Raw genomic sequence first — 24,588 nt, forward strand, 5'->3', positions numbered from 1 at the left:
GCCGATTTTGTTATTTCTTCATCATTTCTTTCCCTTGAATATCGTTTAACTCATCGTTCGACTCACCGATCATTTCACCGTTTTCATTTTCTCCATCACTTACTTTTTTACCTTGTGGTGCTTTTTTCATTTGAGTGATTGTTTGATCGATGCTCTTGTCCATTTCGCCATTTACGGTAGAGCCGCTTTCATAGCGTTCAATTTCAGGAATGATGCCTTCCATATCAGAAACGTAGACATGATAATATCTCGGGATAACCGATAAAGCCGTTTTCTTTACTTGGTCGGCTGTTGCATCGCGATTCTTTGTTGTGGTTTTATAACCGATCAATACTTCTTCATCGGTCACAAGAACAGCAATATCGTGAACATAAGGAAGTTGAATAGCCATCGAACTGATCATATCAGCTAGGCGATCCCGATCGAGGTAGACAACGTTAGACGGTTTTCGTTGCGACTTCATGTTGTTTGTATTTCTTGAATGTCGAACATACCCAAATGCGCCTTTTTTGGATTTGTTTTGTGAATCCGCTGTATTCATTCCGTACTCTTCAGGGTCAGTTTTAATAGGTGTTAAATCCGCGTGGTCGAATGGATCCGTAGCTTCCTCACCCTGACAAGCTGCTAGGCCGAATACAAGCGGGATAATAAGCAAGATTTGCTTTTTCAAAAGATTCACCTCCATATTGTTATCATCACCGATTGTATGATCTTTTTTCCTAGCAATACTTGGACATTTGGAATAAAAAAGGTATGATTATCATAATGAGCCTTATCAAAGTGAGGGAAGTATCATGATAAAAATTAATCAACACTCCTATGAGTTGGTAAAAGAAGAACGAGAAGGTTGGAACGAAGAAGCATTTCAGAATCGTTACAGCGAGATACTCGATAAATATGATTACATCGTCGGTGACTGGGGATATGGCCAACTGAGGTTAAAAGGTTTTTTTGAGGATCGGAACCAGAAAGCCACATTCGATACAAAATTCAGTACAGTTCTTGACTATCTTTATGAATATTGCAATTTCGGTTGCCCTTATTTCGTATTGAGGAAACAAAAGAAAGAAAAGCCGAAAAAGCAATATCAAGAAGCATAACAAAACCCTCCGATAGTGGAGGGTTTTGTTATGCCTTATAAGGCTTTTCAGATTCTCGATCTGGATCATCATGTGGAGGATGCGAGCCAGGATCTTGACGAGGAAGGTCTTGGTGAAGATTTTTGTTTTCGTAGTTAAATGCACTATATGATCGTTGACCTTCTCTCCATGGAGATGTTTTGCCAAGCTTTTTGTTAACTGGTGAACCGTACGGTCCCTCGGGCGTATCCTCAGGAAGAACATAGTTTCTGCCTTTTTCAACATTTGCGAAATCTGTATATGTTTCATCGTCATCGTATGAAAACATGAAAAAACACCACCTTCAACAGGTAGTGTATTCATATTAAAGAAATTTATTAGACGAGCGCGCCGCGAAGAAATTCCCTTAGTTCTTCAGCATCTTCTTCGTTAAGCGTATATGCGTGCTCAAGGTATCCGGGTTCATCAAGATCGTCTTGTCCTACGATCGCAAATTTTCCACCTTGAATATCCAACACGAGGGACTTCCCAAAGAATCTATCGGATTTCACGATGCAGAGGTCAAACCGATGATTGTGTCCCATAAAGCAAACGAACCTAGAATCCGTGCTTTCTTTTTCATCATAGATAAACTGATCATCTTCAATCATATTCGCAACACCCTCTCGCTTTTTATCATTATCATACCAAACTCTGAAGCATTCTCAAATTCCTGGATGTATGCTTTCTCATCTCAGATTATGATAAACTATACTCAGTTCTCATCGTAATAAAGGTAGGGGATAACGATATGTATTTTGTAGATCGAAGGAAAGTCGAGGAACAGCTTGTTTTTCTAGAAAATAACCTTTCGCTTCTAAAGGAAAGCTCTTTTCAAACAGATTTAGAAAAGGTAGCGTTAGAAAGACTTCATCATGTATTTATTGAAAGCATAATTGATGTTGGGAATACAATCATCGACGGATTCATCATGCGGGATCCTGGAAGTTATGAGGATATCATCGAGATTCTTACAGATGAGCGTGTGATCCCTGCAGAAAGCAGCGAAGCTTTAAAACAAGTTGTCCTGATGCGAAAGCCTCTTATGCAGGATTTCACGAATATCGACCATAACGTTCTTGAAGAGAACTTATCGAGCAACTTGAGTGTTCTTGAAGCATTTCCTGAACAAGTCAGAAGATATTTAAACGAAGAGCTTGGTGCTGTTTCAGCTTTCATGCCTGAAGAGTCCTAGTCCGTAACCGCTTTCAAATAGGAAGCGGTTTTTACATTGTTTTAGTGGAGGTAGTGAATATGAAGAAGTATAAAGGCTATTTAATCGATTTAGACGGTACGATGTATCGTGGAACTGAAAAAATTCAAGAAGCAGTAGAGTTTGTCAAAAGACTTGAGGTTGCGCAAATTCCATATTTGTTTGTAACGAATAACTCTTCAAAACGAAAAGAGCAAGTGGCAGAGAAGCTAGTTGACTTCGGTGTGCCATGTACGAGAGACCATGTGTTTACAACGAGTATGGCAACGGCAAGCTATATATCGAATGAAAAACGTGATGCATCTGTATATGTGATTGGAGAAGAAGGGATACGTGATGCCCTTACGGATGAAGGATTGACGCTTCAAGATGAGAATCCAGATTATGTTGTCGTTGGAATTGATCGAGAAATCTCGTATGAGAAACTCGCGAAGGCTTGTCTCGCTGTTCGGAACGGTGCCACATTCATATCCACCAATGGTGATATCGCGATACCGACAGAACGAGGGTTACTTCCAGGAAATGGGTCGCTAACTGCTGTCATCACAGTTTCTACTGAAGTGGAGCCGATCTTTATTGGAAAGCCAGAGGCAGTGATTATGGAACAAGCACTGAAACAGCTTGGAACTGCAAAAGATGAAACTCTTATGATCGGTGATAACTATAGAACTGATATTATGGCTGGCATACAGGCAGGGTTGGATACGCTACTTGTTCACACAGGGGTTACGACGAAAGAGCATTTAGAATTGGTAGACAAGCAGCCCGTTTACACTGTGAATTCATTAGAGGAATGGGAAGTATCGTAAACATGAAAAACGCCCCAATGATGGGGCGTTTCGTATTAAGAATGTTCTGAACGATGGGCAAGGCGGCTTGAAGCAGCGGCGGCGATTGCTCCCACGATATCATCAAGGTACGTGTGACATAGTCCTGATGACTTATCGTTTAACTTTTCGAGAATACCTGGTTTTAATTTATCGATGTATCCGTAGTTCGTAAAACCGATTGAACCGTATACGTTAACGATGGAAAGCGCAATGATTTCATCAACTCCGTACAATCCTTCGTCTTTCATTAAAATATCTTGAAGAGGCTGATCAAGCATGTTCTTTTCAGCTAACTCATCGAGCTGGATGCCAGTAAGTACAGCATTTTGTACTTCTCTTTTTGATAAAACGCGATCAACGTTTGTTCGACACTCTTCCATTTTTAGATTAGGATGATATTTTACTTGCAGGTAATACACCAATTCTGCAATGTCCTCTAATTGGACTCCTCGTTCTTTCAGCTTAGCTCAAGCAGCTTTCTCTACACCATCCATAGGTTTTTCGCCCATTCTTGTCCCACCTAACTTTATAGTAAATTGGTAATGTTGTTGGTTAGTTTTATTAGTATATGGTTAGAAGTTATGAAATATGACAATTCTTAGCACCCATAAATCATACACAAATTGGGCGGTCGGGCATATCTTACATATATATGACGTAATGTGGAGGCGAAATATGCTAGAACGAGAGCTGTTTCACCAGTACGGAATCGTGGTCAATCATGTATACAGAGTGAGCGGTGGATACGTACTTCAGACTGGAGAATTAGGAGAATGCATCTTAAAAAGGGCTGAAGCAGAAAGAGAAGAGGATTTCCCTTGGTATGTACTCATCTCACAATATTTCAATCAACAGAATGAACCTACCCTTCTGCCTGTGCCCTCGAAGAGAGGAAGGTATATAGAAACAATTGGGAACGAAGCGACAACACTTTATCAGCTCCCATTAAAAACAAGGACCATCAGAGAATCAGATGGACACCGTTTAGCTCTTCTTCATAGAAAGGGAGGAAATCTATTAACGAGCTATAGTGAGTTACCGGAAGTTCAGCCATGGCAAATGAGGTGGCAGCGAAGAATCGATCAATTAGAAGCGTATCGCGTTACATTAATGCAACAAGAGCAGCCACTAAGGGAATTTGATACGTTATTTATTGAGACGTTTCCATATTATCTTGGGTTGTCAGAAAATGCGATTCAATACCTTGTTGATGCGGGAATCGATGCTGGGGTGAATCCATTCGAGGTTAGAACATTGGTATTTAGAAGGTATAATGCACAATATATCGGCGATACAGAGTTTCTGTCACCTTCTGAATTTATACTCGATCATCCTGCTAGAGACCTTGCAGAATGGATTCGGTATAAGTTGATTGATGAGAGTGCAGGATTTGATGAGGTGAGATCATTTATTTGGGATTATCATCAGAGAAGGTCCATGAACGCGATGGATTGGAACTTGCTGTACGCACGCATACTTTTTCCGATTTCTTATGTTGAGGCGATCGAACGATATTATAGTGAAGAGAACCTTAAGGAAAAGCAAAAGATTTATCATAGACTACAGAATTATGTAAATCATGAGGGGGACAGAGAAGCTCTTTTTAAAGGGATATTTAGCGAGCTAATCGGCGAGCGTGGAAGTACGATGAGGCAAATCGAATGGTTGACAATATAAGAAATACCCTCCAATAAATTGGAGGGTATGAATGTGTATTTATTAGAAAACCTGTTCAAGTTCAGTCACGCCTGGGACTTCTTCAAGAAGTGCGCGCTCGATTCCTGCTTTTAGAGTAATAGTGGAACTAGGGCAGCTGCCGCACGCTCCCATTAAACGTACCTTTACAACGCCTTCTTCGATGTCTACAAGTTCTACGTCTCCGCCGTCACGTAGGAGGAATGGACGCAGTTTGTTAAGTACATCCTGGACCTGTTCGTGCATCATTCATCGACTCCCTTCATACTTCCATTATACTAATGATTAGCGAAAAAATCTATGTGCTAACGTGGAATGATTATAATTATCATTATAAATTTATCATGCAAAAAGAAGACAAGCAATAACGAATGTAAAAAAGGCTTTTGCTTCTTTTCGTTCTATAGAGATTAAGGTACAATAAAGATATACGATGGTATAGAAAGGGCGTTTTGCATCATGGAAGAAGTGCTTGTTTATGGAGCAGGTGAACGTTGTGCAAGCTGTGTCAATCTCCCATCTTCAGAAGAAACAGCGGATTGGTTACAAGCCGCGTTATCCCGTAAGTATCCGGAACGAAATATATCCGTACGATATATAGATATTTTCTCCGAGCTTGAAGGTACAGAAGCTACTTTTGCACAAAAAGTGGTCGAGGAAGATCTTTTTTATCCTGTGGTTGTGATTCAGCACCAAATTATTTCGGAAGGCAATCCTCGTCTAAAAGATCTATATGCTGTACTTGATAACCATGCTTCTACAGCATAATGAAAATGCCAGTGAGATCATCATCTCACTGGCATTTTTTCTATCCGTTATGGTTTTTGTACATCCAGAGAATACCTGACTTAAGAAGACGAGGGACTCGACCGGTTAGCGGTCTGTTCGCCATCACACCAAATCCGTGCTTGCTTCCGAGGGAGCCAAGTGTTCCTTTGACCTTAATCGGTGGTAATGACGGAAGTGATTCTTGCTTCCATTCTTTTTGAAGGACAAGTGCGATTTGTTCCGCTTGTTCCTCAGCTAGCTGAGCACTAGGAGAATAAGGAAGACTCGCACAATCACCTACAACAAATACGTTGGACTGCTCTGGGATCTTGTGATGCTGATCGAGCACGATGCGCTGCTGAGCATCTTTTTCAACATCAAGGTCACGCACTAGCTGATTAGGCTGGATACCAGCAGTCCAAACGATCGCGTCGCAGTGTACAGGATCTCCATGGTTATAGAGAATGTTCGGTTCAACCGTGGTGATATTCGACTCACTCACAACCGTCACGTTTCTCTCTTCGAACCATGATTGAACATAGTTACCTAAACGATCAGGGAATGCGGAAAGGATGGTTTTCCCTCGATCGAATAGCTTAATCTCAAGGTCAGGGCGGCTTTCATGAAGTTCGCTAGCAAGTTCTACACCGCTCAAACCGCCGCCTACAATCCCTACCACAGATTTCGCACCAAGATTATTCAACACCTCGTATGTTCTTCTAGAAGCATCGATCGTCTGTATACTCATTGTGTGTTCTTTTGCACCAGGGACATTGTGATATTTATCCTCACAGCCTAAGCCAATGACGAGGGAATCGTACGGTAATGATTCATCGTCTTTCAGGTGAACAACATTTTCTGATAAGTCTAATCCAGAAACCTCACCGTATTTAACTTCCAAATTAGGGTGTGATGGAAATTGGACGCGAATATGATGATCGCTTGCTGTTCCAGCCGCAAGAGCATAGTATTCTGTTTTCAAACTATGGTAAGGATTACGATCTACTAGCGTTATCGATACATCTTTTGGTAAATCTTGAGCAAATAATTTTTGAAGAATACGCATGCCTCCATATCCTCCACCTAATAGCACTAGCCTTTTCATAAGAAATTTCCCCTTTGTAAGACAAATTCAATAACGTTGTATCCCTAAAATAGTAAGTGTTAGTAAGTAATATAAAGAAATGAAGGAAGTAGGAAGATACACACGTTATAATATAAGCAATAGTTATTTTCGATCTGCTTAGACAGTTAAAAGTATAGCGAAACTGCTACTTTTCTACAATATGAATTATGAAATGGATTGTAAGGGGGATGCTTGGTTTGCATACAATCGAGTTTTGCAGTGGGAACTTAAGGAACAATAACAAAGTTTGGACAGAACTAGAAAGTTATGGAAATCTGGAGTTAATTGATTATGGGTGCCTTGGGTATTGCGGTAATTGTTATTGCGAATCTTTTGCTTTAGTGAACGGGGTTTTGATGAATTCTACAGATGCTGATCAATTAGTAAAGAAGATTATTTCAGTTCTAGAATTAGAAAAATAAGTACTTTTAATGAAAACGATTTATGTTATAATGACAAAGGTCAAATGAAGTCTGATAGAGAGAGAGACAGGCTTTTTCTTTTGGTTGTTTTGCGAAAAATGTCGAATTTTTCAGAATATGTTTGTAAGCGCTGTATCCAAACTTTTAACTTATATATGCTTTCTTATGGGATAAATTGGGTACGCTAAGCTTATAACTGGTACGAATATTAATTAAGGGGTGTAAAACATGCAAATATTATGGGGTTTGGGCGGTATGGCTATTCTATTTGCCATCGCGTTGATCTTTTCAACGAATCGTAAAGCAATTAACCTTCGCACTGTTTTCGGTGCGCTTGCGATTCAAATAGCATTCGCATTTGTTGTTCTAAAATGGGAAACAGGTAAAATCGCTCTGAAGTGGTTAGCACTTCGAGTACAAGATGTCATTAATTACGCTAATGATGGTATTTCGTTCTTATTCGGTGGTTTAATTGGTAACGAGCAAGTTGGATTTATTTTTGCTTTTCAAGTGTTAACAATTATTATCTTCTTCTCTTCATTAATTTCAGTTCTTTACTATCTTGGAATTATGCAGTGGATCATTCGCCTTCTAGGTGGAGCAATCTCTTGGGCTCTTGGTACGAGTAAGGCAGAGTCACTTTCTGCTACAGCGAATATCTTCGTTGGTCAAACCGAAGCACCATTGGTTGTAAAACCATACTTGGATAAAATGACAAAATCAGAGCTGTTCGCTGTCATGACTGGTGGTCTTGCATCAGTAGCTGGTTCTGTACTAATCGGATACTCACTACTAGGTGTTCCATTGGAATACTTACTTGCAGCAAGCTTCATGGCTGCTCCAGCTGGTCTACTTATGGCTAAACTGATCATACCTGAAACGGAAAAATCAGAAACAGCTGATAAGATCAAGATGGAAAGAAACGAAGATCATGTTAACGTGATCGACGCAGCAGCACATGGTGCATCAGACGGTCTAAAGCTAGCACTTAACGTTGGTGCGATGCTACTTTCTTTCATCGCTTTGATCGCACTTCTTAACGGACTAATCGGTGGAATCGGTGGCATTTTCGGATTTGGTGGAATCACGATCGAACAGATTCTTGGTTACATCTTCTCACCATTAGCGTTCGTAATCGGTGTACCTTGGCAAGATGCTGTACAAGCTGGTAACTATATCGGTCAAAAACTAATTCTTAACGAATTCGTAGCGTTCTCTTCTTTCGGACCGGAAATTAGTAGTGGAAGCCTTTCTGATAAGTCAGTCGCAATCATCAGTTTCGCACTGTGTGGATTTGCTAACTTCTCCTCTCTAGCAATTTTGCTAGGTGGACTTGGTGGACTTGCTCCTAAACGTCGTCCGGAAATTGCTAAATTAGGAATGCGTGCAATCCTTGCTGGTACGCTTGCAAACCTTCTAAACGCAGCGATTGCTGGTATGCTTATTTTTTAACTTGAAGCCTCTTTTAAAGAGGCTTTTTTCTTTTAGCACACGATGATTGTTTTTCGTATGTATTGTTGTATACTTGTTTCAATGACTGAGATGGGGAGGCGAGCACACATGACGAGCTTTAACCATACATTGCCATATGACAGAATGATGGGCGACGTATATGTAAATGAATGCCCTTTTTGTCATAGTGAGAATGTTCTGACTCCTATGACGGAAAGAGACTTTGAACAGGGATTACAAGAGATCAAAACACGATTAGTAATGCCTTGCTGCAATGGGAAAGTTAACATTGTAAAAATAGATAATGATTATTTTTGGACTACACAAGCTGTTCGGAAAAGTAATTAACATATAGAAAGAGTGAAACCATTGCGTGAAATTACTTATACAAAAATGCACGGGTTAGGAAACACCTACATCTACATCGATTTGTTCAAGCAAGAACTACCAGAAGAGCGTTTGTCACAATATGCGATCGATGTCTCAAATGTACATACTGGCATTGGATCTGATGGAATGATCTTAATTTGTCCCTCAAATCGAGCGGATGTAAAGATGAGGATCTTTAATAAAGATGGATCAGAAGGGAAAAACTGTGGCAATGGCTTACGTTGCTTAGCAAAGTACGCATATGAGAACAATATTGTCACAGACAAATCCTTTGAAATTGAAACATTAGCCGGTCTTGTTCATGCCGTTGTCCATGAAGAAAAAGGTGTGGTAGAGTCTGTCACGATCAACATGGGAGTACCACAATGGACAAAAGGAAGTCTTCCGATGGTAGGGAATCCTGATGATGAAGTGATTCAGGAAACGGTCCATTATGAGGAAGAATCTTTCAACATAACAGGGGTTTCAATGGGCAATCCGCATATGGTGATGTTTGTAAATAACATTGAGGAAGCACCCCTTACAACAGCAGGGCCCTACTTTACAAATCATGAACTGTTTCCTGAAAGCATCAACGTAGAGTTCGTTGAAGTGGTATCAAAATCAGAGTTTCATTTCAGGGTATGGGAAAGAGGATCTGGAATCACACAGGCATGTGGAACTGGAGCTTGCGCAGCGGTAGTAGCAGGCGTGTTGAATGATAAAACAGAAAAAGGCACAAACGTAACCGTCCATTTAGCTGGTGGTGACCTTGAAATCACATGGAAAGAAGATAATCATGTAATGATGACAGGACCAGCGACTACAATTGCAACCGGAACGTATTACAGTTGTTAACAAATTTAGATATGTTTGTTAATAAAAGGATATTCATGTAGAATAGAAGGAGGTACTTATAGAGAGGGGACGCAGGCATTGGACGGTATAGAAATGCAGCGATACAATGACGAAATTGAATCTCTACGAACGAAAATGATGCAGACAGCAGTTGCAATGGGCTTAAACCATCCCAAAGTTCTAGAGTACAGTCAAAAGCTTGATGAAAAGCATAATCTGATATTACAGATAAAATACAAAGAGCGCTCTGAAGAAATGAGTGTCTCTGTTCGATAAGGGCCGATTGTTGAGCTCAAAGACTAAGCACTGTATACTAGAAGTAGCATTATGGTGAAATGGAGGGATAAGTATGATCCATTTATCTGAAGCTGCAGCAGCACAGGTAAAAGAAATGATGAAGCAAGAAGAAGGTGACAACCTTTACCTGCGTGTAGGTGTAAAAGGTGGAGGCTGTACTGGCCTAAGCTATGGCATGGGCTTCGATACAGAAATGAACGACGATGATCAATCGCTCGACCCACAACATGGCGTAACGATTATTATGGATAACGAAAGCGCACCTGTCTTAGAAGGTGTTCAGATCGATTATAAACAAAACATGATGGGCGGCGGGTTCACGATTGAAAATCCGAACGCAATCGCATCATGCGGCTGTGGTTCTTCGTTTAAGACAGCGACGAACGCTGGTACGCCGGAGAATTGTTAATAAATATAACCTTCCCTTTTTAGGGAAGGTTTTTTTATTTGGAAAAGGGATTCGATAAATCATCTAGAACACTGAACGTGAAGGGATGGAAAATCTATCTATCCGTTCAGCTATCACTGTAATCTGAAAGGAGTAGGTCATGATGAGTACGATTGGTGTTGGAGTACAGCTTTACACGCTAAGAAATGAATGTGAAAAAGATTTCTTCAAGACATTAGAACGGGTAGCGGGAATCGGATATGAAGGTGTTGAACTTGCTGGTTTATATGGTCGACGCCCAGATGAAGTGAAAGAAAAATTGGATGAGCTAGAATTAGAAGTTGTGGGCCATCATATTCCTTTTGAGCGCATCGAACAGGATCTTGAACAAGTGATCTATGAACAGATGAAGCTTGGAAATACGCGTATCGTTTGTCCGTGGCTCCCACCTGAAATGCGAAATAAAGAGAGCTATGAGCGCGTTGCGAACGTATTACAAGATGCTGTTGGGAAATGTGCTGAACATGGAATGTCCATTTCGTATCATCACCATGATTTTGAACTTGAGAAAGAAATGACAAACTCTACACTCGCTATGATTCTAGATCGTGACGATAGAATTCAAGCAGAATTTGATATTTATTGGCTTGAGAGAGCAGGGCACAATCCGGTTGATTGGTTAAAAGCATACAAACGTCGTACATCAGTTGTTCATTTGAAAGATCGTTCAAATGATGCGAATGAAGATACAGTAATATTAGGAACTGGAAATATTGCGATACAAAAGGTTCTTGAGCAAGGACCGGATAGTAACGTGAAATGGTGGGTTGTTGAACAAGATGAATGTCAGCTAGATCCTATTGAAAGTGTTTCAAGAAGTTACCGCTATTTAAGGAAAATAGAAATGAAAAACAATCAATCGTGAAAATTTTCTAAAAATAGTCTTGAAGGTATAAATAAGATGAGTTACAATGAATGCAATCGATTTCATGAAATCGATTACAAAGAACGGAGGGAGGCTATTGAGCTTTCTGGGGAGGTTAATCAATGGCTACAATTTCAGATGTCGCCAAACAAACTGGACTTTCTAGTGCGACAGTATCTCGCGTCATAAATAACTATCCGCACGTATCGGAAGATAAGCGAAGGCTTGTACATGAAGCGATGAAGGAATTAGGTTATTTTCCTAACACATCTGCAAGAAATCTTAGAAATAGGAAAACAAACCTTGTAGCTGTCCTCATACCGAGACTAACGAACCCATTTTTCACGTCAATCCTTGATGGAATTGAAAAGGTTGCGGAGGAAAAAGGATTCCAATTGCTCATCTGTCAAACAAAGTCTAGCAAGAAAAAAGAATTGGACTTTCTCACGTTATTAAAGACAAAGCAGGTAGATGGTGTTATCTTCACGTCGATTGAAAATGATTGGAGTGAGATTAAACCATATACTGAATCTGGTCCAATCATTCTTTGTAACGAGTATCATCGAGATGCAACAGTACCAATCGTTCGACTTGATCAAGCCTATGGAAGTTATTTAGGTACTCGCCATTTAATTGAGCGGGGCTATAGTAAAATCGCATTTTGCCAAGGTTCGAAAAGCGGTCTTTCAAATGATCGCCGAAATGGGTTTGTAAGAGCACTAACTGAAGCTGGACTTCCACTCAACCAAGAATGGATTTTTCATAATACATACACATTGGAAGATGGCAAGAGAGTGCTTGGAGAGATCATGAACTTACGGGATCGTCCCACAGCGATTTTTACAGGTGGAGATGAAGTGGCTTCAGGGATGGTAAAAGAAGCAAAACGCTATGGTCTTAAGGTTCCTGAAGAACTTGCAATCTTAGGGTTTGATGATCAACCTATCGCTAGTTTGATTGAACCCGAGCTTACAACGATCTGCCAACCAGGAGAAGAGATAGGCTCACGAACAATGTCAGTATTTATTGATTGTTTGAATGGAGAAATTGATCGTAAGCAACAATCGGTAATTGAGCTACCAATTTCACTAGTCAAAAGAAAAACGACATAGTCACTGCGCCATTTTTTGAAATCGATTACAAATATTTTTGTAAACGATTTCAACAACTAAAAGGAGGAACAAATAACATGCATTTTTTGAAAAACAGTAAGCTGCTAACAATCGTAATGGCCCTTATTCTTGTATTATCTGCTTGTGGATCGAACTCCACATCAAGTAACAGCAACTCTAATTCAAGTGATGAAGAAGCAAGTTCTGACGACAAAGAGCAAGTAACACTAGTGTATGCACGTGGTAAGGACGCAACTGGTGCAACTGATGCCATCGTAGAGGAATTCATGAAACAACACCCTAATATCAAAATAGAATTTCGTGAAATGCCTACAGACACTGGGGCACAGCATGATGCTTACGTTACGATGCTTAACGCTGAATCATCTGAAATCGATGTTTTTGATATCGATGTAATCTGGCCAGCTGAATTTGCTCAGGCTGGATATGTACTACCTCTAGATCGCTTTATCCAAAAAGATGGAATCAACATGGAAGACTACAACCAGGGGCCAGTGACAGCAGCAACGTTTAACGGTAAGCAGTGGGCGATGCCGAAATTCATCGATGCTGGTATGCTTTTCTACCGCTCTGATATGGCTTCTGAAGCTCCGAAAAAGTGGGATGACCTTATTGCACAAGCATCTGAGCTTAATGGTCAAGAGGGAACACAATTTGGTTACCTTATGCAAGCAAAGCAATATGAAGGACTTGTTACGAACGCAGTTGAGTTTGTAGCTTCATACGGTGGAGAGTTCATCGATGAGAATGGTGAAGTAGCAATCAACTCACCAGAAGCGATCAAAGGGTTAAGTAAAATGGTCGAAATTGCAAATTCTGATTTCGTGCCAGATAACATTAATACGTTTACAGAAGTAGAATCACATACTGCATTCATCGAAGGACAAGCTCCATTTATTCGTAACTGGCCTTATCAATTTGCTCTTGCTAATGACGAAGAGCAGTCTAAGATTGTTGGAAATGTTGAAGTAGCGCCACTTCCTGAAGGTGATGCTGGTTCAGCAGCTGCCCTTGGTGGTTGGATGGCAGCGATCAATAATTATTCTGAGCACCCTCAAGAAGCATGGGAGTTCTTGAAGTTCATGACTGGTCCTGAAGGACAGAAGATCGATGCAATCGAAGGTTCTCACGCTCCAACACTTCCAGCTCTATTTGACGATAAAGAGATCATTGAAGCGAATCCATTCTTCGGTGAAGAAGGATTCCAAAACGCACTAGAAGGTGCAGTTTCTCGTCCGGTAGCTCCAAACTATCCTGAAATCTCTGAAATTATCCAGATTCACGTATCGAAAGCAATCGCAGGTGAGGAAACTCCTGAAGAAGCAGCAGCTGCGATGGAAAAAGAGATGAATGAAAAGCTAGTTAAGTAAATCTAAATGAACATTAGCCTTCATATTTATTGGAGGCTAATGTCTTTCATAAGAGAGGAGCGGCGGAATGCAACAAACAGATATTGATCCTCATAAACCTATTAAAGTAGACAAGAAGACAAAAAAGAAGAAAAGTGACGCAAAAGTAGGTTACTTACTTGTCGCGCCGGCACTGATTTTAATTCTAGCAATTTCGATTTGGCCCGTTATTCAATCCTTTTACTTTAGTTTATTTGACCTTCGGTTGAATGATCCGACGAAATCTTCCATTCACCTAGACTATCAGCTCGATATGGACCGTTACCTACAGAACTATCCCTTCCTAATCGGGGCGATCGATTCAGAAATGAATAAGGGGAATGCAGCAGGCGAACTTGGTGAGATCAAAGCCACTCTTGAAAACTTGGACAATCGTATTCAAGAAAAGCCAAAAGCTGCTGAAAACTATGACTTGATCAACGAGAAACTCGATAACTTTGAAAACATCCCAGAAGATATGAAATATGTTGAAATTGAAGAGGGTGTCGCTGGTGAGGTTACAACATCAGTGAAAGATATCAACTCTGAACTGAAAGCAATCAATGGGGCTGGAGAGCTTGAACAAGGAGATAAGATCGTCGGGTTAGCTTCTTCTCTCAATGATATCGTTGTAAAGCCGAACTTTATTGGTTTTGATCATTACAAAGATAATTTAAGTGACAAGCGGATGTGGAAAGCATTATGGAACACGGGTGTATTTACGTTCATCTCCGTCCTTGCTGAACTTATTCTAGGACTTGCGATCGCGTTATTGATCAATAAAGCATTCATCGGTCGAGGACTTATCCGCGCAAGTATCTTGATTCCTTGGGCTGTTCCAACCGCCGTAGCCGCATTGATGTGGAAGTTCTTATACGACGGGCAGAATGGGATTGTAGCCAAACTATTCGAAGACGTAGGTCTAGTAGAAAAAATGACCGTCTTATTGACGACTGATACGGGTGCGATGTTCTCTGTTATCTTCGCAGATGTTTGGAAGACAACGCCATACATGGCATTACTTATTCTTGCTGGTTTACAAACGATTCCATCTTCTCTTTATGAAGCCGCTGCAATCGATGGCGCGAATAAATGGAAACAATTCTTAACGGTAACCCTTCCACTTCTAAAGACTAGTATTCTAGTAGCCCTTCTATTCCGTACCTTGGATGCGTTCCGAGTATTTGACTTGATTTATGTATTGACTGGTGGAGGTCCGGCAAACTCAACAGAAACGATATCGATACTCGCTTATAAAGTGATGTTCTCACAAACAAACTTTGGTGAAGGATCAGCACTTTCCGTTATCGTTTTCCTTTGTGTAGCCATCATTTCCGCTATCTTTATTAAATTACTTGGATCTGAATTAATAAAGGACGGTTCTGGAAAATAATGAGTGATCGAGAAGGAGGCCAAGTAAGATGAATAAGAAAGCGGGACCACTGTTTTACGTCTTTTTAGCAGTATTTGTTTTTGTTGTTATGTTTCCATTCTTGTGGATGCTTGCAAGTTCGATTAAGCCACTGTCAGAGCTATTCGGAGAAAAGGCATTTTCTCCTTTTACATCTAATCCGACCTTGCAAAACTATGTATCTGTTTTCGTAGATTATCCATTCTTGCGTTACCTATGGAATAGCTTTGTTGTAGCTGGTATCACTACGGTATATACGGTACTTGTAGCATCGTTCGCAGCGTATGCGATCGCCCGTCTGAACTTCCGTGGCAAGCCGATTATCCTTGGTGTTGTGCTGTCTGTTTCGATGTTTCCACAGATCGCAACGATTTCACCAATTTATATTTTCTTAAAGAACCTTGGTCTTACAAATAGCTACCTTGGTTTGATCATCCCTTATACAACGATCACGCTGCCTCTATCAATCTGGATTCTCGTAACCTTCTTCAGGAAGATTCCGTTTGATTTAGAGGAAGCAGCAAGAATTGATGGTGCGTCACTTTGGCAGACTTATTGGAAGGTTATCATGCCACTTGCTGTGCCTGGGATTTTCACGACTGCGATTCTTGTCTTTATCGCTGCATGGAACGAGTTTTTATTTGCACTAACGATCAATACGGCAGATAAGTATAAAACGGTACCTGTCGGAATTGCGCTATTCCAGGGGCAATTCACGATTCCGTGGGGAGAAGTCTCAGCAGCTACCGTTGTTGTTACGATTCCGCTCGTCATCATGGTACTCATCTTCCAAAGAAGGATTGTATCTGGACTAACATCAGGATCAGTAAAAGAATAGGTAATATAAGAAAAGGAAGTGAAGAGAAATGCTTAACGTAACAGTATGGAATGAGAATCGACATGAACAACAAAATGAAAAAGTAAGAAGTGTCTATCCAAATGGAATACATGGCGCGATTTCGAACTTTTTAAAAGAAGATCATCACGTTACAACAGCAACGCTAGATGATCCAGAACACGGGCTATCTGAAGAAGTTCTCAACAATACGGATGTTTTACTATGGTGGGGACACATCGCACACGAGGAAGTGTCAGATGAGATCGTTGAGAGAATTCACAATCGTGTGTTGGACGGTATGGGCTTGATCGTACTTCACTCTGCTCATTTCTCAAAGATTTTCAAGAAACTGATGGGAACTGGCTGCGATCTAAAGTGGCGTGAAGCAGATGAGAAAGAACGTCTATGGGTCGTGGATCCTTCTCACCCTATCGCTGATGGTCTTGGGGAAAAAATCGAACTAGAGAAAGAAGAAATGTACGGAGAGCATTTTGATATTCCGGCGCCTGATGAGCTTGTTTTCTTGAGCTGGTTCGAAGGCGGAGAGGTATTTAGAAGCGGCTGTACATATAAGCGTGGCCAAGGGAAAATCTTTTATTTCAGACCAGGGCATGAAACGTATCCAACTTACTATAACGAGGAAATTCAGCGCGTGATCCAGAACGCTGTCGTATGGTCTGCGCCTACAAAGCGACCGAAGCCTGTCTACGGAAATGCAAAACCACTCGAAGCCATTACTGCAAAATAAGAGAGAGGTGGAGGAGAAACTATGAAAACATTAAAAATTGGTGTCGTTGGATGTGGAAGCATTGCGAAACATCGTCATCTACCAGAATATGCTGCGAATGAGAATATCCAAATCGTTGCTGTATGCGACATCGTCAAAACAAGAGCGGATGAGATTGCGTCACTTTATGGGGCGACTTCCTACGAACACGCTGAAGAGCTACTTCAAATTGAAGAAATCGATGCGATCAGCGTTTGTACGCCGAACTACTTACATGCTCCAATCTCCATTGCTGCATTAAAAGCAGGGAAGCACGTTCTTTGCGAAAAACCAATGGCAACCTCAAAAGAAGATGCTGAGCTGATGATCGAGACTGCGCGCGAACATGGTAAGAAGCTCATGATTGCTCACAACCAGCGCTTTGTTCCATCACACGCCAAAGCAAAAGCATTGCTTGCTAGTGGAGACCTCGGAAAAGTGTATAGCTTTAGGACTGCTTTTGGACACCCAGGACCAGAGGGCTGGAGCGTTGATGGTAAGGAAAGCTGGTTCTTTGAAAAAGAAAAGGCATTTATTGGAGCAATGGGAGATTTAGGCGTTCACAAAACCGATCTCATTCGCTACGTACTAGGGGAAGAAATCGTAGAAGTAGGCTCGTTTGTAGAAACGAGCGCAAAAGATTTTGCGACGGTGGATGATAACGCAGTTTGTATCTTGAAGTCTGAAAGCGGTATCGTCGGCACGCTTGCTGCAAGCTGGGCGTATACAGCGAGTGAAGATAATTCAACGATCATTTATGCAGAAAAAGCAATCCTACGATTAGAAGATGATCCGGTTAACTCACTTGTCGTTCAATACCAAACAGGTGAGGTCGTGAAATATGAACTTGGTGGGATCCAGACGAACGAAAGCGGTGGACAGTCAAGTTCACAAGTAATCGATCGATTCGTTGATAGCATCATCTCAGATAAAGAAAGCCCTGTTAGTGGAGAGGAAGGAATGAAGTCACTACAAGTTGTACTGGCTGCACTTGAATCAAACGAAACAAAGAAAATCATTAACCTGAGGTGATCACGTGAGTAAATTACGAATGGGCATAATTGGATCTGGCGGGATTGCTCAAGGTCGCCATATTCCAGCATACCAACAACTCTCTGAACAAGTAGAGTTGTTTGGTGTGTATGACGTTGACAATGAAAGAGCAAAAGAAGTTTCACTTTTGTTCAACATACCAAATGTATATGAAGACGTTTCAGATATGCTGAAAGAAGTAGATGCGGTAACGATTTGTACACCGAATAAATTTCATGCGGACCTTGCAATAGAAGCACTTCATGCAGGTGTTCACGTGTTATGTGAGAAGCCGATGGCGATGACGGTGGAAGAGTGTGACCGAATGATCCAAGCGGAAAAAGCATCGGGAAAAATCCTTTCGATCGGTTATCACTATCGGTTTATGAAAGAGCCACGAGCGGCTCGTCAAGTTATCGTAGGAAAGGAAATCGGTGATCCGATGGTAGCGAGAGTACAAGCGCTTCGTCGACGCAAAGTTCCTGGCTGGGGTGTATTTACAAACAAAGAGCTTCAAGGTGGTGGAAGCTTGATCGACTACGGTTGTCACTTCCTCGACCTGAGCATGTGGTTGATGGGGAACCCTAAGCCCGTCGAGGTGACAGGCACCACGTATAACAGGTTGAGTAAAACACCTGAACAAGTGAATTTATGGGGTGGATTTGATCACGAGACGTTCAATGTTGATGATCATGTTACGGCGTATATTAAATTCGATAACAACATTTCACTATTGTTCGAAACATCCTGGTCCGCAAACATTGCGGAAGACAAAGAGTCTGTCAGCATTTCTGGAAGCGACGGAGGGCTCGATGTGTTCCCATTCGAAATAAATAAAGCGCAGTATGGAATGCTTTTGAATAGCAGTAGCCAATGGGTTCCTGGTGAAGACGATCCAGGTTTACCACAAGCGGCGAACTTTGTGAACAGCTGTCTTGGACTTGAAGAGCCGATCGTAAAAGCGGAAGAAGCACGAACCGTTTCCCAAGTAATCGAAGCGATTTATGAAAGTTGTGAAACAGGCAGAAGCGTTCGATTATAACAAAAATGAAAAAGTAGGAGTGAGACGATGAAACTTGGTGTATTTACTGTACTTTTTTCTGATAAATCATTTGAAGAGATGCTAGACCACGCGAAAGCATCTGGGTTGAAAGCTGTTGAGATCGGCACAGGCGGGTATCCAGGTAATGCACACTGTAACCTCGATGAACTGCTTGAGAGCGAGGAAAAGCGTGCTGATTATTTAGAGAAGGTGCAGGCTAGAGGTCTTGAAATCAGCGCATTCAGCTGTCATGGAAATCCGCTTTCTCCAGACAAGGCGTTCGCAGAAGAGTGCCACGAAACGTTTGTAAAAACAGTGAAGCTCGCTTCATTAATGAATGTTTCTGTCGTGAACACATTCTCAGGTACTCCCGGGGATCATGAGGATGCGAAGTTCCCAAATTGGCCAGTAACACCATGGCCAGTGGAGTATTCAGATGTTCTTACATGGCAGTGGGAAGAGAAGCTCGTTCCATACTGGAAAGAGATGGGGCAATTTGCGAAGGATCATAATGTGAAAATTGGACTAGAGCTACACGGTGGTTTCCTCGTTCACACGCCATATACGATGCTGAAGCTTCGTGAACTAACGTGCGACGCAGTCGGTGCAAACCTTGACCCAAGTCATATGTGGTGGCAGGGCATCGATCCAGTCGCAGCGATCAAGATTCTTGGTAAAGAAAATGCTATTCATCATTTCCATGCAAAAGACACCTACATCGATCAGGATAATGTGAACATGCATGGCTTAACGGATATGCAACCATACGGAGAAGTGAAGACCCGTGCGTGGACGTTCCGTTCAGTTGGGTGTGGTCACAGTAACCGAGAGTGGTCGAACATGATGAGTGCTCTACGAACGTATGGCTATGATCATGTAGTCAGTATTGAACACGAAGATCCACTCATGTCGATCGAAGAAGGTTTCCAACGCGCAGTGAGAAACTTGCAATCTGTCTTAATCGAAGAACAGCCAACTGAGATGTGGTGGGCGTAAGTTCTTGAAATAAACACCCCCCGATTCTTTAATAGAGGAACCGGGGGGTGTTTTTATTCAGTTTCTTCTTTCCATTCGTTATCGATCAGCATCTTACCAGGCCACGTATAGGCCATGATTCCGCCATCGGCTGTGATATCTTCGCCAGTTACGTATGAACTATCGTCAGACGCAAGGAAAAGAGCTACCTTAGCCATTTCTTCTGGACGACCTAATCTTCCCATAGGCGTAACCCATTTGTTTGCTTCTCTGAATTTCTTACCCATTTCTTCATCTTTTGAGCCGGCTAATTGATCGATGAGCGGTGTTTCAATCGTACCGGGTGAGATCGAGTTCACTCGAATACCTTCTCTGGCATAATCGATCGCCATCCCTTTAGTAAAGTTCGTAATACCACCTTTTGCAGCGTTATATCCAGATCTGTCGAGGTCAGCTGCTCTTCCTGACATAGATGACGTATTGATGATTGAACCACCATTCTCGCGCATGAGTGGAATTAAGTATTTGCTTGTTAAGAACGTGCCACGCAAGTCCACCGAAATAATACGATCAAACAATTCAGTTGGGTATTCGTGTACCTTGCCACCTTCTTGATCCACACCAGCATTGTTGAACAGCACATCGATCGAACCAAATTCTTCCTTTACTTTATTGGCAAATGCTACGACACTCTCTTCATCAGAAACATCTACGTGATACGTTTTGATTTGAGCGCCTTTGTTATTGCTTTGCTTTGCTGTTTGTTCCATTTCTTCTGTATTAACATCTGCCAACAGGACAGTAGCACCTTCCTTGGCAAAAAGCTCCACCGTCGCTTTCCCAATTCCAGTAGCTCCTCCTGTTACGACAGCGGTTTTGTTTTCAAGTCTCTTCATAATGGTAGCCTCCCTATGTAAACTTAGTAAGGTCTTTTCCCGGTGGGAGGGAGGTGTAATCATGAGAGTGTTTTGGTTTGATGAGGGAATGAGAGGGTTCGCTGATATATTCTTGAAATCGCTGATTAAAGGAGTGTTTTCGCTGATAAAAGTGGAATTGCGCTGATATATCTGAAAATACGCTGATAAACTGAAATTATCGCTGATATGTAACTGCGGAAGAGAAGAGGAGCTTATCATGTAGCTGGTGGGAATGAAAATTAGCTAATAAAATGGAAAAATAGACAATAAGTAGACAAAAGACACCCAGAACTCCCACCATTAAAACTACATTCGCGGATATTTTCTCATTTCCGCGGAAATATCACCATAATTCGCGGATGTTCCGCCTGAAATCGCCTCGATCACTCACCACAATCACCAAGCACCCTATCAGCTCCCCGCCTCATTCCCAATAAATTCTCCGAAAAACGCCCCTTCACTTACATAAAAAGGGAAATACTGGACGTTATGTAAACTTTTTCGCATATCTAGCGCACCCCTCAGGATGATAAAATTAACGTATTATGTAATGAATTTGGGGGGGATCATGGTGTTCTTGTTGAAGATACGTGAGGAGAATTCAGGTCTTTTAGAAACAGAAAGTATTGAGGTTCGCTACCGTGCAAATATTGAATTTAAAAAACGCACATTAGCTTATTCGAATCGATCTGGTCGTTATGAAATATCGTTACATGGCGAATCTGGTGAAACGATATTATCCACTAAAGTTGGGCTAGGCTGGTAAACACTATACATATTGAAAACCCCGTGCCACGGCACGGGGTTTTCGATTTCTTTAATGAGAAGAGTGGAAAAGGTTTTGCTTAACAGATTTCCAATCTGGCATAGGTGTGTGTTTTAAACTTTTGTAAAGGGAGTAGCCTAGAGCTGTGGCCATTACTAGTATGAATAGTATTTCAATCACAATCATCCACCTCTACTTTTTCTTATCGAACAAGCTCGTACTGTGCATCGGCTGTACTTTTGCATCCGGGTCCATGTACGATTTTGCATTGTTAACGGCTGTAGGTGCTTCGCCAAAACCAGAGGCAATTAGCTTAACCTTGCCATCGTATGTAGCGACGTCACCAGCGGCATAGATTCCTGGGATGTTCGTTTCCATCTTGGAGTTAACAACGATCGAATTCTTCTCAATGTTAAGTCCCCATTCTTTAATAGGACCAAGAGAAGAAATGAAACCGTAGTTAACGATGACCGCATCAACGTCTTTTCGAATCTCTTCATCTTCTTTAGCATGTTTAAGAACAACTTGATTGATACGCTCGCCATCACCGATGAATTCGCTAATGTTGTAAGGCGTTTGGATATTAACGGAGGAGTTCATCAATTGCTCCACACTATGTTCATGTGCTCTAAACTTATCACGACGGTGAATAAGCGTGACTTCTTCTGCAATCGGCTCAAGCATATTTGCCCAGTCTACTGCAGAGTCCCCGCCTCCAGCTACTAGAACTTTCTGTCCTGCAAATTTCGTTAAGTCATTCACGAAATAATGGAGGTTCTTGCCTTCATAGTGATCCGCACCCTCAACTTTTAGACGGCGAGGTTGGAAAGCACCGACGCCAGCAGTAATGATTGCTGCGCGTGTGTAGTGTTCTTCCCCAGTATTCGCACGAAGATAAAGCGTGCCATCTTCCATTTGTTTTACTTCCTCAACAGACTGCTCAAGCGCTACTTCTGGATTGAACTGGTCAGCTTGTTCGATCAAGTTATTAACAAGGTCTTGAGCTAGTACTTTTGGAAAGCCAGCTACATCGTAAATATATTTTTCAGGATAGAGAGCGGATAGTTGCCCTCCAAGCTGAGGCATACTTTCTATTATTTTAACGTTTAGCTGACGCATACCACCGTAAAAGGCAGTAAACAGTCCAACTGGACCTCCACCGATTATGGTAATATCGTAAACCTCTTGTTGGTCAGTCATTGTCAGTCCCCCTCATAAATTAATGAACCTTTCATTATTATAATCGTAATAAAAACGGAACTAAACCCCAATCCCGAAAACACCCCTAGAAGTTTTATTATAAGGGTTGAAAAACAAAATAAAAAAGAATATGATTAAAATTGAGCGTCAGAATTGAAGTATTTATGACAATATGCGTGCTAGACTTACATTTTTTTCGATCTAGAACGTGAAATCTTTAACAATGTCTCTTGTTCTTTTCTATTAAAATTTGAATAATGAGGGATAATATCCATAATCATAACGTTTATTGACGTTTCACGAATGGTCAGAACAGGAATTTACTCTGTAATGTCCAAAAAATTTCGGTAAAAAGGTGGATGTGATACAAGTGAGTAGGCCAAAAATCGCAATCCTAGGTGCAGGTTACGGTGGAATGATGACAGCGGTTCGCCTTCAAAAGGAAATGGGAACCAATGAAGTGGAAGTTACGCTTGTAAACAAGCATGACTATCACTACCAAACTACATGGCTTCATGAACCAGCAGCAGGAACAATGCATCACGATAAGACTCGTATTATGATCAATGATGTGATTGATACAAACAAGATCAAGTTTGTACAAGACACTGTTGTAGAAGTTAAGCCAGATGAGAAGCGTGTTATTCTCCAAAATGGCGAACTTGAGTATGATTATCTTGTTCTTTCCCTTGGGTTTGAACCAGCTACATTCGGAATTAAAGGCTTGAAAGAAAATGCATTTAGTATCCGTAGTGTCAACTCTGTTCGTAAAATTCGCGAGCACATTGAATATCAGTTTGCGAGCTATAACAACGAACCAGAACGTCGCGACGATCTTCTAACGATCATCGTTGGTGGTGCTGGCTTTACAGGTATCGAATTTGTAGGTGAACTTGCTGAACGCGTTCCTGAACTTTGTAAAGAGTTCGATATCGACCGCGATCGTGTAAGAATCATTAATGTTGAAGCTTCTCCAACAGTACTACCAGGCTTTGACGAAGAGCTTGTTGAGTACGCAATGAACCTTCTTGAACGTAAAGGCGTTGAGTTCCGTACGAACACAATGATCAAAGAAGTGATGGAAGATGGCGTCGTACTTGGTGAAGACGAAGTAGTGAAATCAGCAACTGTCGTTTGGACAGGTGGTGTTCAAGGTAACTCCATCGTTGCAGACTCTGGCTTCGAAACAAACCGTGGCCGTGTACCTGTTCGCAAAGATCAGCGTACGCCAGATTACGATGATGTATTTGTCGTTGGTGACTGTGCACTTATTATCAATGAAGAAATCAACCGTCCATTCCCACCAACTGCTCAGATTGCTATTCAGGCTGCTGGTGCAGTATCCAAGAACGTCTTGAACCTTGTAAGAGGGAAAGAAACAGAAGGATTTGTTCCAGATATCAAAGGAACAGTTGCTTCACTTGGTAAAGGCGAAGCGATCGGTAAAGTTGGTAACAAGAAGCTTTACGGTACAACTGCATCTGCTATGAAGAAGGTAATCGATAACCGTTACCTATTTATGCTAGGCGGACCAGGGCTTGTATGGAAAAAAGGTAAACTGAAGTTATTCTAAAATGAATCAGCTAAGAGGGCAAAGACGCGACGTCTTTGCCTTCTTTTTTAAGGAATACATAAGGAAAAGCAAAGGCTTTGGAAGCT

At 41.4% G+C, this 24,588-nt stretch carries 30 protein-coding genes; 22 read left to right on the forward strand and 8 right to left on the reverse strand.

The window, feature by feature from the left end; all coding sequences use genetic code 11:
* Window positions 1-10 precede the first annotated feature (10 nt).
* Complete coding sequence (locus SJY16_RS04540; RefSeq protein WP_377887903.1) at window positions 11-670, reverse strand: YhcN/YlaJ family sporulation lipoprotein; 660 nt, start codon at window positions 668-670, stop codon at window positions 11-13.
* A 124-nt stretch (window positions 671-794) separates the two neighbouring features.
* Here SJY16_RS04540 and SJY16_RS04545 point away from each other — a divergent pair, with 124 nt between their 5' ends.
* Window positions 795-1,100: a YutD family protein gene (locus tag SJY16_RS04545; RefSeq protein ID WP_377887904.1), complete on the forward strand. Its 306-nt coding sequence runs from the start codon at window positions 795-797 to the stop codon at window positions 1,098-1,100.
* Window positions 1,101-1,128: 28 nt separating this feature from the next.
* Here SJY16_RS04545 and SJY16_RS04550 read toward each other — a convergent pair whose 3' ends face one another.
* Together SJY16_RS04550 and SJY16_RS04555 are read right to left on the reverse strand one after the other, a co-directional pair.
* Window positions 1,129-1,407: a hypothetical protein gene (locus SJY16_RS04550; protein WP_377887905.1), complete on the reverse strand. Its 279-nt coding sequence runs from the start codon at window positions 1,405-1,407 to the stop codon at window positions 1,129-1,131.
* 49 nt (window positions 1,408-1,456) lie between these two features.
* Window positions 1,457-1,729, reverse strand: coding sequence for a DUF3055 domain-containing protein (locus SJY16_RS04555; RefSeq protein WP_377887906.1), 273 nt, complete (start codon window positions 1,727-1,729; stop codon window positions 1,457-1,459).
* 140 nt (window positions 1,730-1,869) lie between these two features.
* On the opposite strand from SJY16_RS04555, the gene SJY16_RS04560 reads away from it, so the two are divergent.
* Window positions 1,870-2,313 (forward strand): DUF86 domain-containing protein, encoded by a 444-nt coding sequence (locus tag SJY16_RS04560; protein WP_377887907.1) that lies wholly within the window; start codon window positions 1,870-1,872, stop codon window positions 2,311-2,313.
* Between the two features lie 59 nt (window positions 2,314-2,372).
* On the forward strand, window positions 2,373-3,140 hold the full coding sequence (locus SJY16_RS04565; protein WP_377887908.1) for a TIGR01457 family HAD-type hydrolase: 768 nt from the start codon (window positions 2,373-2,375) through the stop codon (window positions 3,138-3,140).
* Window positions 3,141-3,175: 35 nt separating this feature from the next.
* Here SJY16_RS04565 and SJY16_RS04570 read toward each other — a convergent pair whose 3' ends face one another.
* Window positions 3,176-3,622, reverse strand: coding sequence for a phosphatidylglycerophosphatase A family protein (locus SJY16_RS04570; RefSeq protein WP_377892056.1), 447 nt, complete (start codon window positions 3,620-3,622; stop codon window positions 3,176-3,178).
* A gap of 214 nt (window positions 3,623-3,836) precedes the next feature.
* Between SJY16_RS04570 and SJY16_RS04575 the strand changes: the two genes are divergently transcribed.
* Window positions 3,837-4,838, forward strand: a complete 1,002-nt coding sequence (locus SJY16_RS04575) for a protein kinase family protein (protein ID WP_377887909.1) — start codon at window positions 3,837-3,839, stop codon at window positions 4,836-4,838.
* Window positions 4,839-4,880: 42 nt separating this feature from the next.
* Here the strand turns inward: SJY16_RS04575 and SJY16_RS04580 are convergent, their stop codons facing one another.
* Window positions 4,881-5,105, reverse strand: coding sequence for a NifU family protein (locus SJY16_RS04580; protein ID WP_224879193.1), 225 nt, complete (start codon window positions 5,103-5,105; stop codon window positions 4,881-4,883).
* A 210-nt stretch (window positions 5,106-5,315) separates the two neighbouring features.
* Here SJY16_RS04580 and SJY16_RS04585 point away from each other — a divergent pair, with 210 nt between their 5' ends.
* The gene (locus SJY16_RS04585; RefSeq protein ID WP_377887910.1) at window positions 5,316-5,624 is read left to right on the forward strand and encodes a DUF1462 family protein; all 309 of its coding nucleotides are present in this window, start codon (window positions 5,316-5,318) and stop codon (window positions 5,622-5,624) included.
* Between the two features lie 40 nt (window positions 5,625-5,664).
* On the opposite strand, the gene SJY16_RS04590 is transcribed toward SJY16_RS04585, so the two are convergent.
* Window positions 5,665-6,729, reverse strand: coding sequence for an NAD(P)/FAD-dependent oxidoreductase (locus SJY16_RS04590; RefSeq protein ID WP_377887911.1), 1,065 nt, complete (start codon window positions 6,727-6,729; stop codon window positions 5,665-5,667).
* 218 nt (window positions 6,730-6,947) lie between these two features.
* Here SJY16_RS04590 and SJY16_RS04595 point away from each other — a divergent pair, with 218 nt between their 5' ends.
* The 15 genes from SJY16_RS04595 to SJY16_RS04665 all read left to right on the forward strand — a co-directional run bounded on the left by SJY16_RS04595 (window position 6,948) and on the right by SJY16_RS04665 (window position 20,067).
* On the forward strand, window positions 6,948-7,172 hold the full coding sequence (locus tag SJY16_RS04595) for a DUF1450 domain-containing protein (protein WP_377887912.1): 225 nt from the start codon (window positions 6,948-6,950) through the stop codon (window positions 7,170-7,172).
* A 228-nt stretch (window positions 7,173-7,400) separates the two neighbouring features.
* Entirely contained in the window at window positions 7,401-8,624 is a 1,224-nt protein-coding gene (locus tag SJY16_RS04600) for a NupC/NupG family nucleoside CNT transporter (protein ID WP_377887913.1), read from the forward strand.
* 108 nt (window positions 8,625-8,732) lie between these two features.
* Window positions 8,733-8,972, forward strand: a complete 240-nt coding sequence (locus SJY16_RS04605; protein WP_377887914.1) for a hypothetical protein — start codon at window positions 8,733-8,735, stop codon at window positions 8,970-8,972.
* Between the two features lie 21 nt (window positions 8,973-8,993).
* Window positions 8,994-9,851 (forward strand): diaminopimelate epimerase, encoded by an 858-nt coding sequence (gene dapF / locus SJY16_RS04610; RefSeq protein WP_377887915.1) that lies wholly within the window; start codon window positions 8,994-8,996, stop codon window positions 9,849-9,851.
* A gap of 78 nt (window positions 9,852-9,929) precedes the next feature.
* On the forward strand, window positions 9,930-10,127 hold the full coding sequence (locus tag SJY16_RS04615) for an aspartyl-phosphate phosphatase Spo0E family protein (protein WP_224879181.1): 198 nt from the start codon (window positions 9,930-9,932) through the stop codon (window positions 10,125-10,127).
* A 73-nt stretch (window positions 10,128-10,200) separates the two neighbouring features.
* Window positions 10,201-10,557, forward strand: coding sequence for a HesB/IscA family protein (locus SJY16_RS04620; protein ID WP_224879179.1), 357 nt, complete (start codon window positions 10,201-10,203; stop codon window positions 10,555-10,557).
* Between the two features lie 139 nt (window positions 10,558-10,696).
* Entirely contained in the window at window positions 10,697-11,461 is a 765-nt protein-coding gene (locus SJY16_RS04625) for a sugar phosphate isomerase/epimerase family protein (RefSeq protein ID WP_377887916.1), read from the forward strand.
* A gap of 122 nt (window positions 11,462-11,583) precedes the next feature.
* Window positions 11,584-12,573: a LacI family DNA-binding transcriptional regulator gene (locus tag SJY16_RS04630; RefSeq protein ID WP_377887917.1), complete on the forward strand. Its 990-nt coding sequence runs from the start codon at window positions 11,584-11,586 to the stop codon at window positions 12,571-12,573.
* 77 nt (window positions 12,574-12,650) lie between these two features.
* Window positions 12,651-13,964, forward strand: coding sequence for an ABC transporter substrate-binding protein (locus SJY16_RS04635; RefSeq protein WP_377887918.1), 1,314 nt, complete (start codon window positions 12,651-12,653; stop codon window positions 13,962-13,964).
* A 67-nt stretch (window positions 13,965-14,031) separates the two neighbouring features.
* Window positions 14,032-15,375: a carbohydrate ABC transporter permease gene (locus tag SJY16_RS04640; protein ID WP_377887919.1), complete on the forward strand. Its 1,344-nt coding sequence runs from the start codon at window positions 14,032-14,034 to the stop codon at window positions 15,373-15,375.
* Between the two features lie 28 nt (window positions 15,376-15,403).
* Entirely contained in the window at window positions 15,404-16,231 is an 828-nt protein-coding gene (locus SJY16_RS04645; protein ID WP_377887920.1) for a carbohydrate ABC transporter permease, read from the forward strand.
* A 28-nt stretch (window positions 16,232-16,259) separates the two neighbouring features.
* Window positions 16,260-16,979 (forward strand): ThuA domain-containing protein, encoded by a 720-nt coding sequence (locus tag SJY16_RS04650; protein WP_377887921.1) that lies wholly within the window; start codon window positions 16,260-16,262, stop codon window positions 16,977-16,979.
* Between the two features lie 21 nt (window positions 16,980-17,000).
* Window positions 17,001-18,029: a Gfo/Idh/MocA family protein gene (locus tag SJY16_RS04655; protein WP_377887922.1), complete on the forward strand. Its 1,029-nt coding sequence runs from the start codon at window positions 17,001-17,003 to the stop codon at window positions 18,027-18,029.
* A 4-nt stretch (window positions 18,030-18,033) separates the two neighbouring features.
* The gene (locus SJY16_RS04660; RefSeq protein WP_377887923.1) at window positions 18,034-19,071 is read left to right on the forward strand and encodes a Gfo/Idh/MocA family protein; all 1,038 of its coding nucleotides are present in this window, start codon (window positions 18,034-18,036) and stop codon (window positions 19,069-19,071) included.
* 27 nt (window positions 19,072-19,098) lie between these two features.
* Entirely contained in the window at window positions 19,099-20,067 is a 969-nt protein-coding gene (locus tag SJY16_RS04665) for a sugar phosphate isomerase/epimerase family protein (RefSeq protein WP_377887924.1), read from the forward strand.
* A gap of 53 nt (window positions 20,068-20,120) precedes the next feature.
* Here the strand turns inward: SJY16_RS04665 and SJY16_RS04670 are convergent, their stop codons facing one another.
* Window positions 20,121-20,942 carry an SDR family oxidoreductase gene (locus tag SJY16_RS04670; RefSeq protein WP_377887925.1) on the reverse strand — a complete coding sequence of 274 codons (822 nt, stop codon included), beginning with the start codon at window positions 20,940-20,942 and terminating at the stop codon, window positions 20,121-20,123.
* A gap of 589 nt (window positions 20,943-21,531) precedes the next feature.
* On the opposite strand from SJY16_RS04670, the gene SJY16_RS04675 reads away from it, so the two are divergent.
* Window positions 21,532-21,729: a hypothetical protein gene (locus SJY16_RS04675; protein WP_377887926.1), complete on the forward strand. Its 198-nt coding sequence runs from the start codon at window positions 21,532-21,534 to the stop codon at window positions 21,727-21,729.
* A 192-nt stretch (window positions 21,730-21,921) separates the two neighbouring features.
* Here the strand turns inward: SJY16_RS04675 and SJY16_RS04680 are convergent, their stop codons facing one another.
* Complete coding sequence (locus SJY16_RS04680; protein WP_377887928.1) at window positions 21,922-22,929, reverse strand: NAD(P)/FAD-dependent oxidoreductase; 1,008 nt, start codon at window positions 22,927-22,929, stop codon at window positions 21,922-21,924.
* 370 nt (window positions 22,930-23,299) lie between these two features.
* On the opposite strand from SJY16_RS04680, the gene SJY16_RS04685 reads away from it, so the two are divergent.
* Window positions 23,300-24,502, forward strand: a complete 1,203-nt coding sequence (locus tag SJY16_RS04685; RefSeq protein ID WP_377887929.1) for an NAD(P)/FAD-dependent oxidoreductase — start codon at window positions 23,300-23,302, stop codon at window positions 24,500-24,502.
* The last annotated feature ends 86 nt before the right edge of the window (window positions 24,503-24,588 follow it).

This window comes from Alkalihalobacillus sp. R86527, from assembly GCF_042466185.1.
Classification (GTDB): Bacteria; Bacillota; Bacilli; order Bacillales; family Guptibacillaceae; genus Guptibacillus.

Excerpts from the sequence above, each read along its gene's own strand:
- SJY16_RS04680 (WP_377887928.1), bottom strand. The coding sequence starts at position 22,929 with ATGACTGACCAACAAGAGGTTTACGATATTACCATAATCGGTGGAGGT.
- SJY16_RS04625 (WP_377887916.1), top strand. The coding sequence starts at position 10,697 with ATGATGAGTACGATTGGTGTTGGAGTACAGCTTTACACGCTAAGAAAT.
- SJY16_RS04575 (WP_377887909.1), top strand. The coding sequence starts at position 3,837 with ATGCTAGAACGAGAGCTGTTTCACCAGTACGGAATCGTGGTCAATCAT.
- SJY16_RS04600 (WP_377887913.1), top strand. The coding sequence starts at position 7,401 with ATGCAAATATTATGGGGTTTGGGCGGTATGGCTATTCTATTTGCCATC.
- SJY16_RS04670 (WP_377887925.1), bottom strand. The coding sequence starts at position 20,942 with ATGAAGAGACTTGAAAACAAAACCGCTGTCGTAACAGGAGGAGCTACT.
- SJY16_RS04565 (WP_377887908.1), top strand. The coding sequence starts at position 2,373 with ATGAAGAAGTATAAAGGCTATTTAATCGATTTAGACGGTACGATGTAT.
- SJY16_RS04560 (WP_377887907.1), top strand. The coding sequence starts at position 1,870 with ATGTATTTTGTAGATCGAAGGAAAGTCGAGGAACAGCTTGTTTTTCTA.
- SJY16_RS04580 (WP_224879193.1), bottom strand. The coding sequence starts at position 5,105 with ATGATGCACGAACAGGTCCAGGATGTACTTAACAAACTGCGTCCATTC.
- SJY16_RS04635 (WP_377887918.1), top strand. The coding sequence starts at position 12,651 with ATGCATTTTTTGAAAAACAGTAAGCTGCTAACAATCGTAATGGCCCTT.
- SJY16_RS04645 (WP_377887920.1), top strand. The coding sequence starts at position 15,404 with ATGAATAAGAAAGCGGGACCACTGTTTTACGTCTTTTTAGCAGTATTT.
- SJY16_RS04630 (WP_377887917.1), top strand. The coding sequence starts at position 11,584 with ATGGCTACAATTTCAGATGTCGCCAAACAAACTGGACTTTCTAGTGCG.
- SJY16_RS04640 (WP_377887919.1), top strand. The coding sequence starts at position 14,032 with ATGCAACAAACAGATATTGATCCTCATAAACCTATTAAAGTAGACAAG.
- SJY16_RS04665 (WP_377887924.1), top strand. The coding sequence starts at position 19,099 with ATGAAACTTGGTGTATTTACTGTACTTTTTTCTGATAAATCATTTGAA.
- SJY16_RS04655 (WP_377887922.1), top strand. The coding sequence starts at position 17,001 with ATGAAAACATTAAAAATTGGTGTCGTTGGATGTGGAAGCATTGCGAAA.
- SJY16_RS04555 (WP_377887906.1), bottom strand. The coding sequence starts at position 1,729 with ATGATTGAAGATGATCAGTTTATCTATGATGAAAAAGAAAGCACGGAT.
- SJY16_RS04605 (WP_377887914.1), top strand. The coding sequence starts at position 8,733 with ATGACGAGCTTTAACCATACATTGCCATATGACAGAATGATGGGCGAC.
- SJY16_RS04590 (WP_377887911.1), bottom strand. The coding sequence starts at position 6,729 with ATGAAAAGGCTAGTGCTATTAGGTGGAGGATATGGAGGCATGCGTATT.
- SJY16_RS04675 (WP_377887926.1), top strand. The coding sequence starts at position 21,532 with ATGGTGTTCTTGTTGAAGATACGTGAGGAGAATTCAGGTCTTTTAGAA.
- SJY16_RS04585 (WP_377887910.1), top strand. The coding sequence starts at position 5,316 with ATGGAAGAAGTGCTTGTTTATGGAGCAGGTGAACGTTGTGCAAGCTGT.
- SJY16_RS04550 (WP_377887905.1), bottom strand. The coding sequence starts at position 1,407 with ATGTTTTCATACGATGACGATGAAACATATACAGATTTCGCAAATGTT.
- SJY16_RS04620 (WP_224879179.1), top strand. The coding sequence starts at position 10,201 with ATGATCCATTTATCTGAAGCTGCAGCAGCACAGGTAAAAGAAATGATG.
- SJY16_RS04545 (WP_377887904.1), top strand. The coding sequence starts at position 795 with ATGATAAAAATTAATCAACACTCCTATGAGTTGGTAAAAGAAGAACGA.
- SJY16_RS04650 (WP_377887921.1), top strand. The coding sequence starts at position 16,260 with ATGCTTAACGTAACAGTATGGAATGAGAATCGACATGAACAACAAAAT.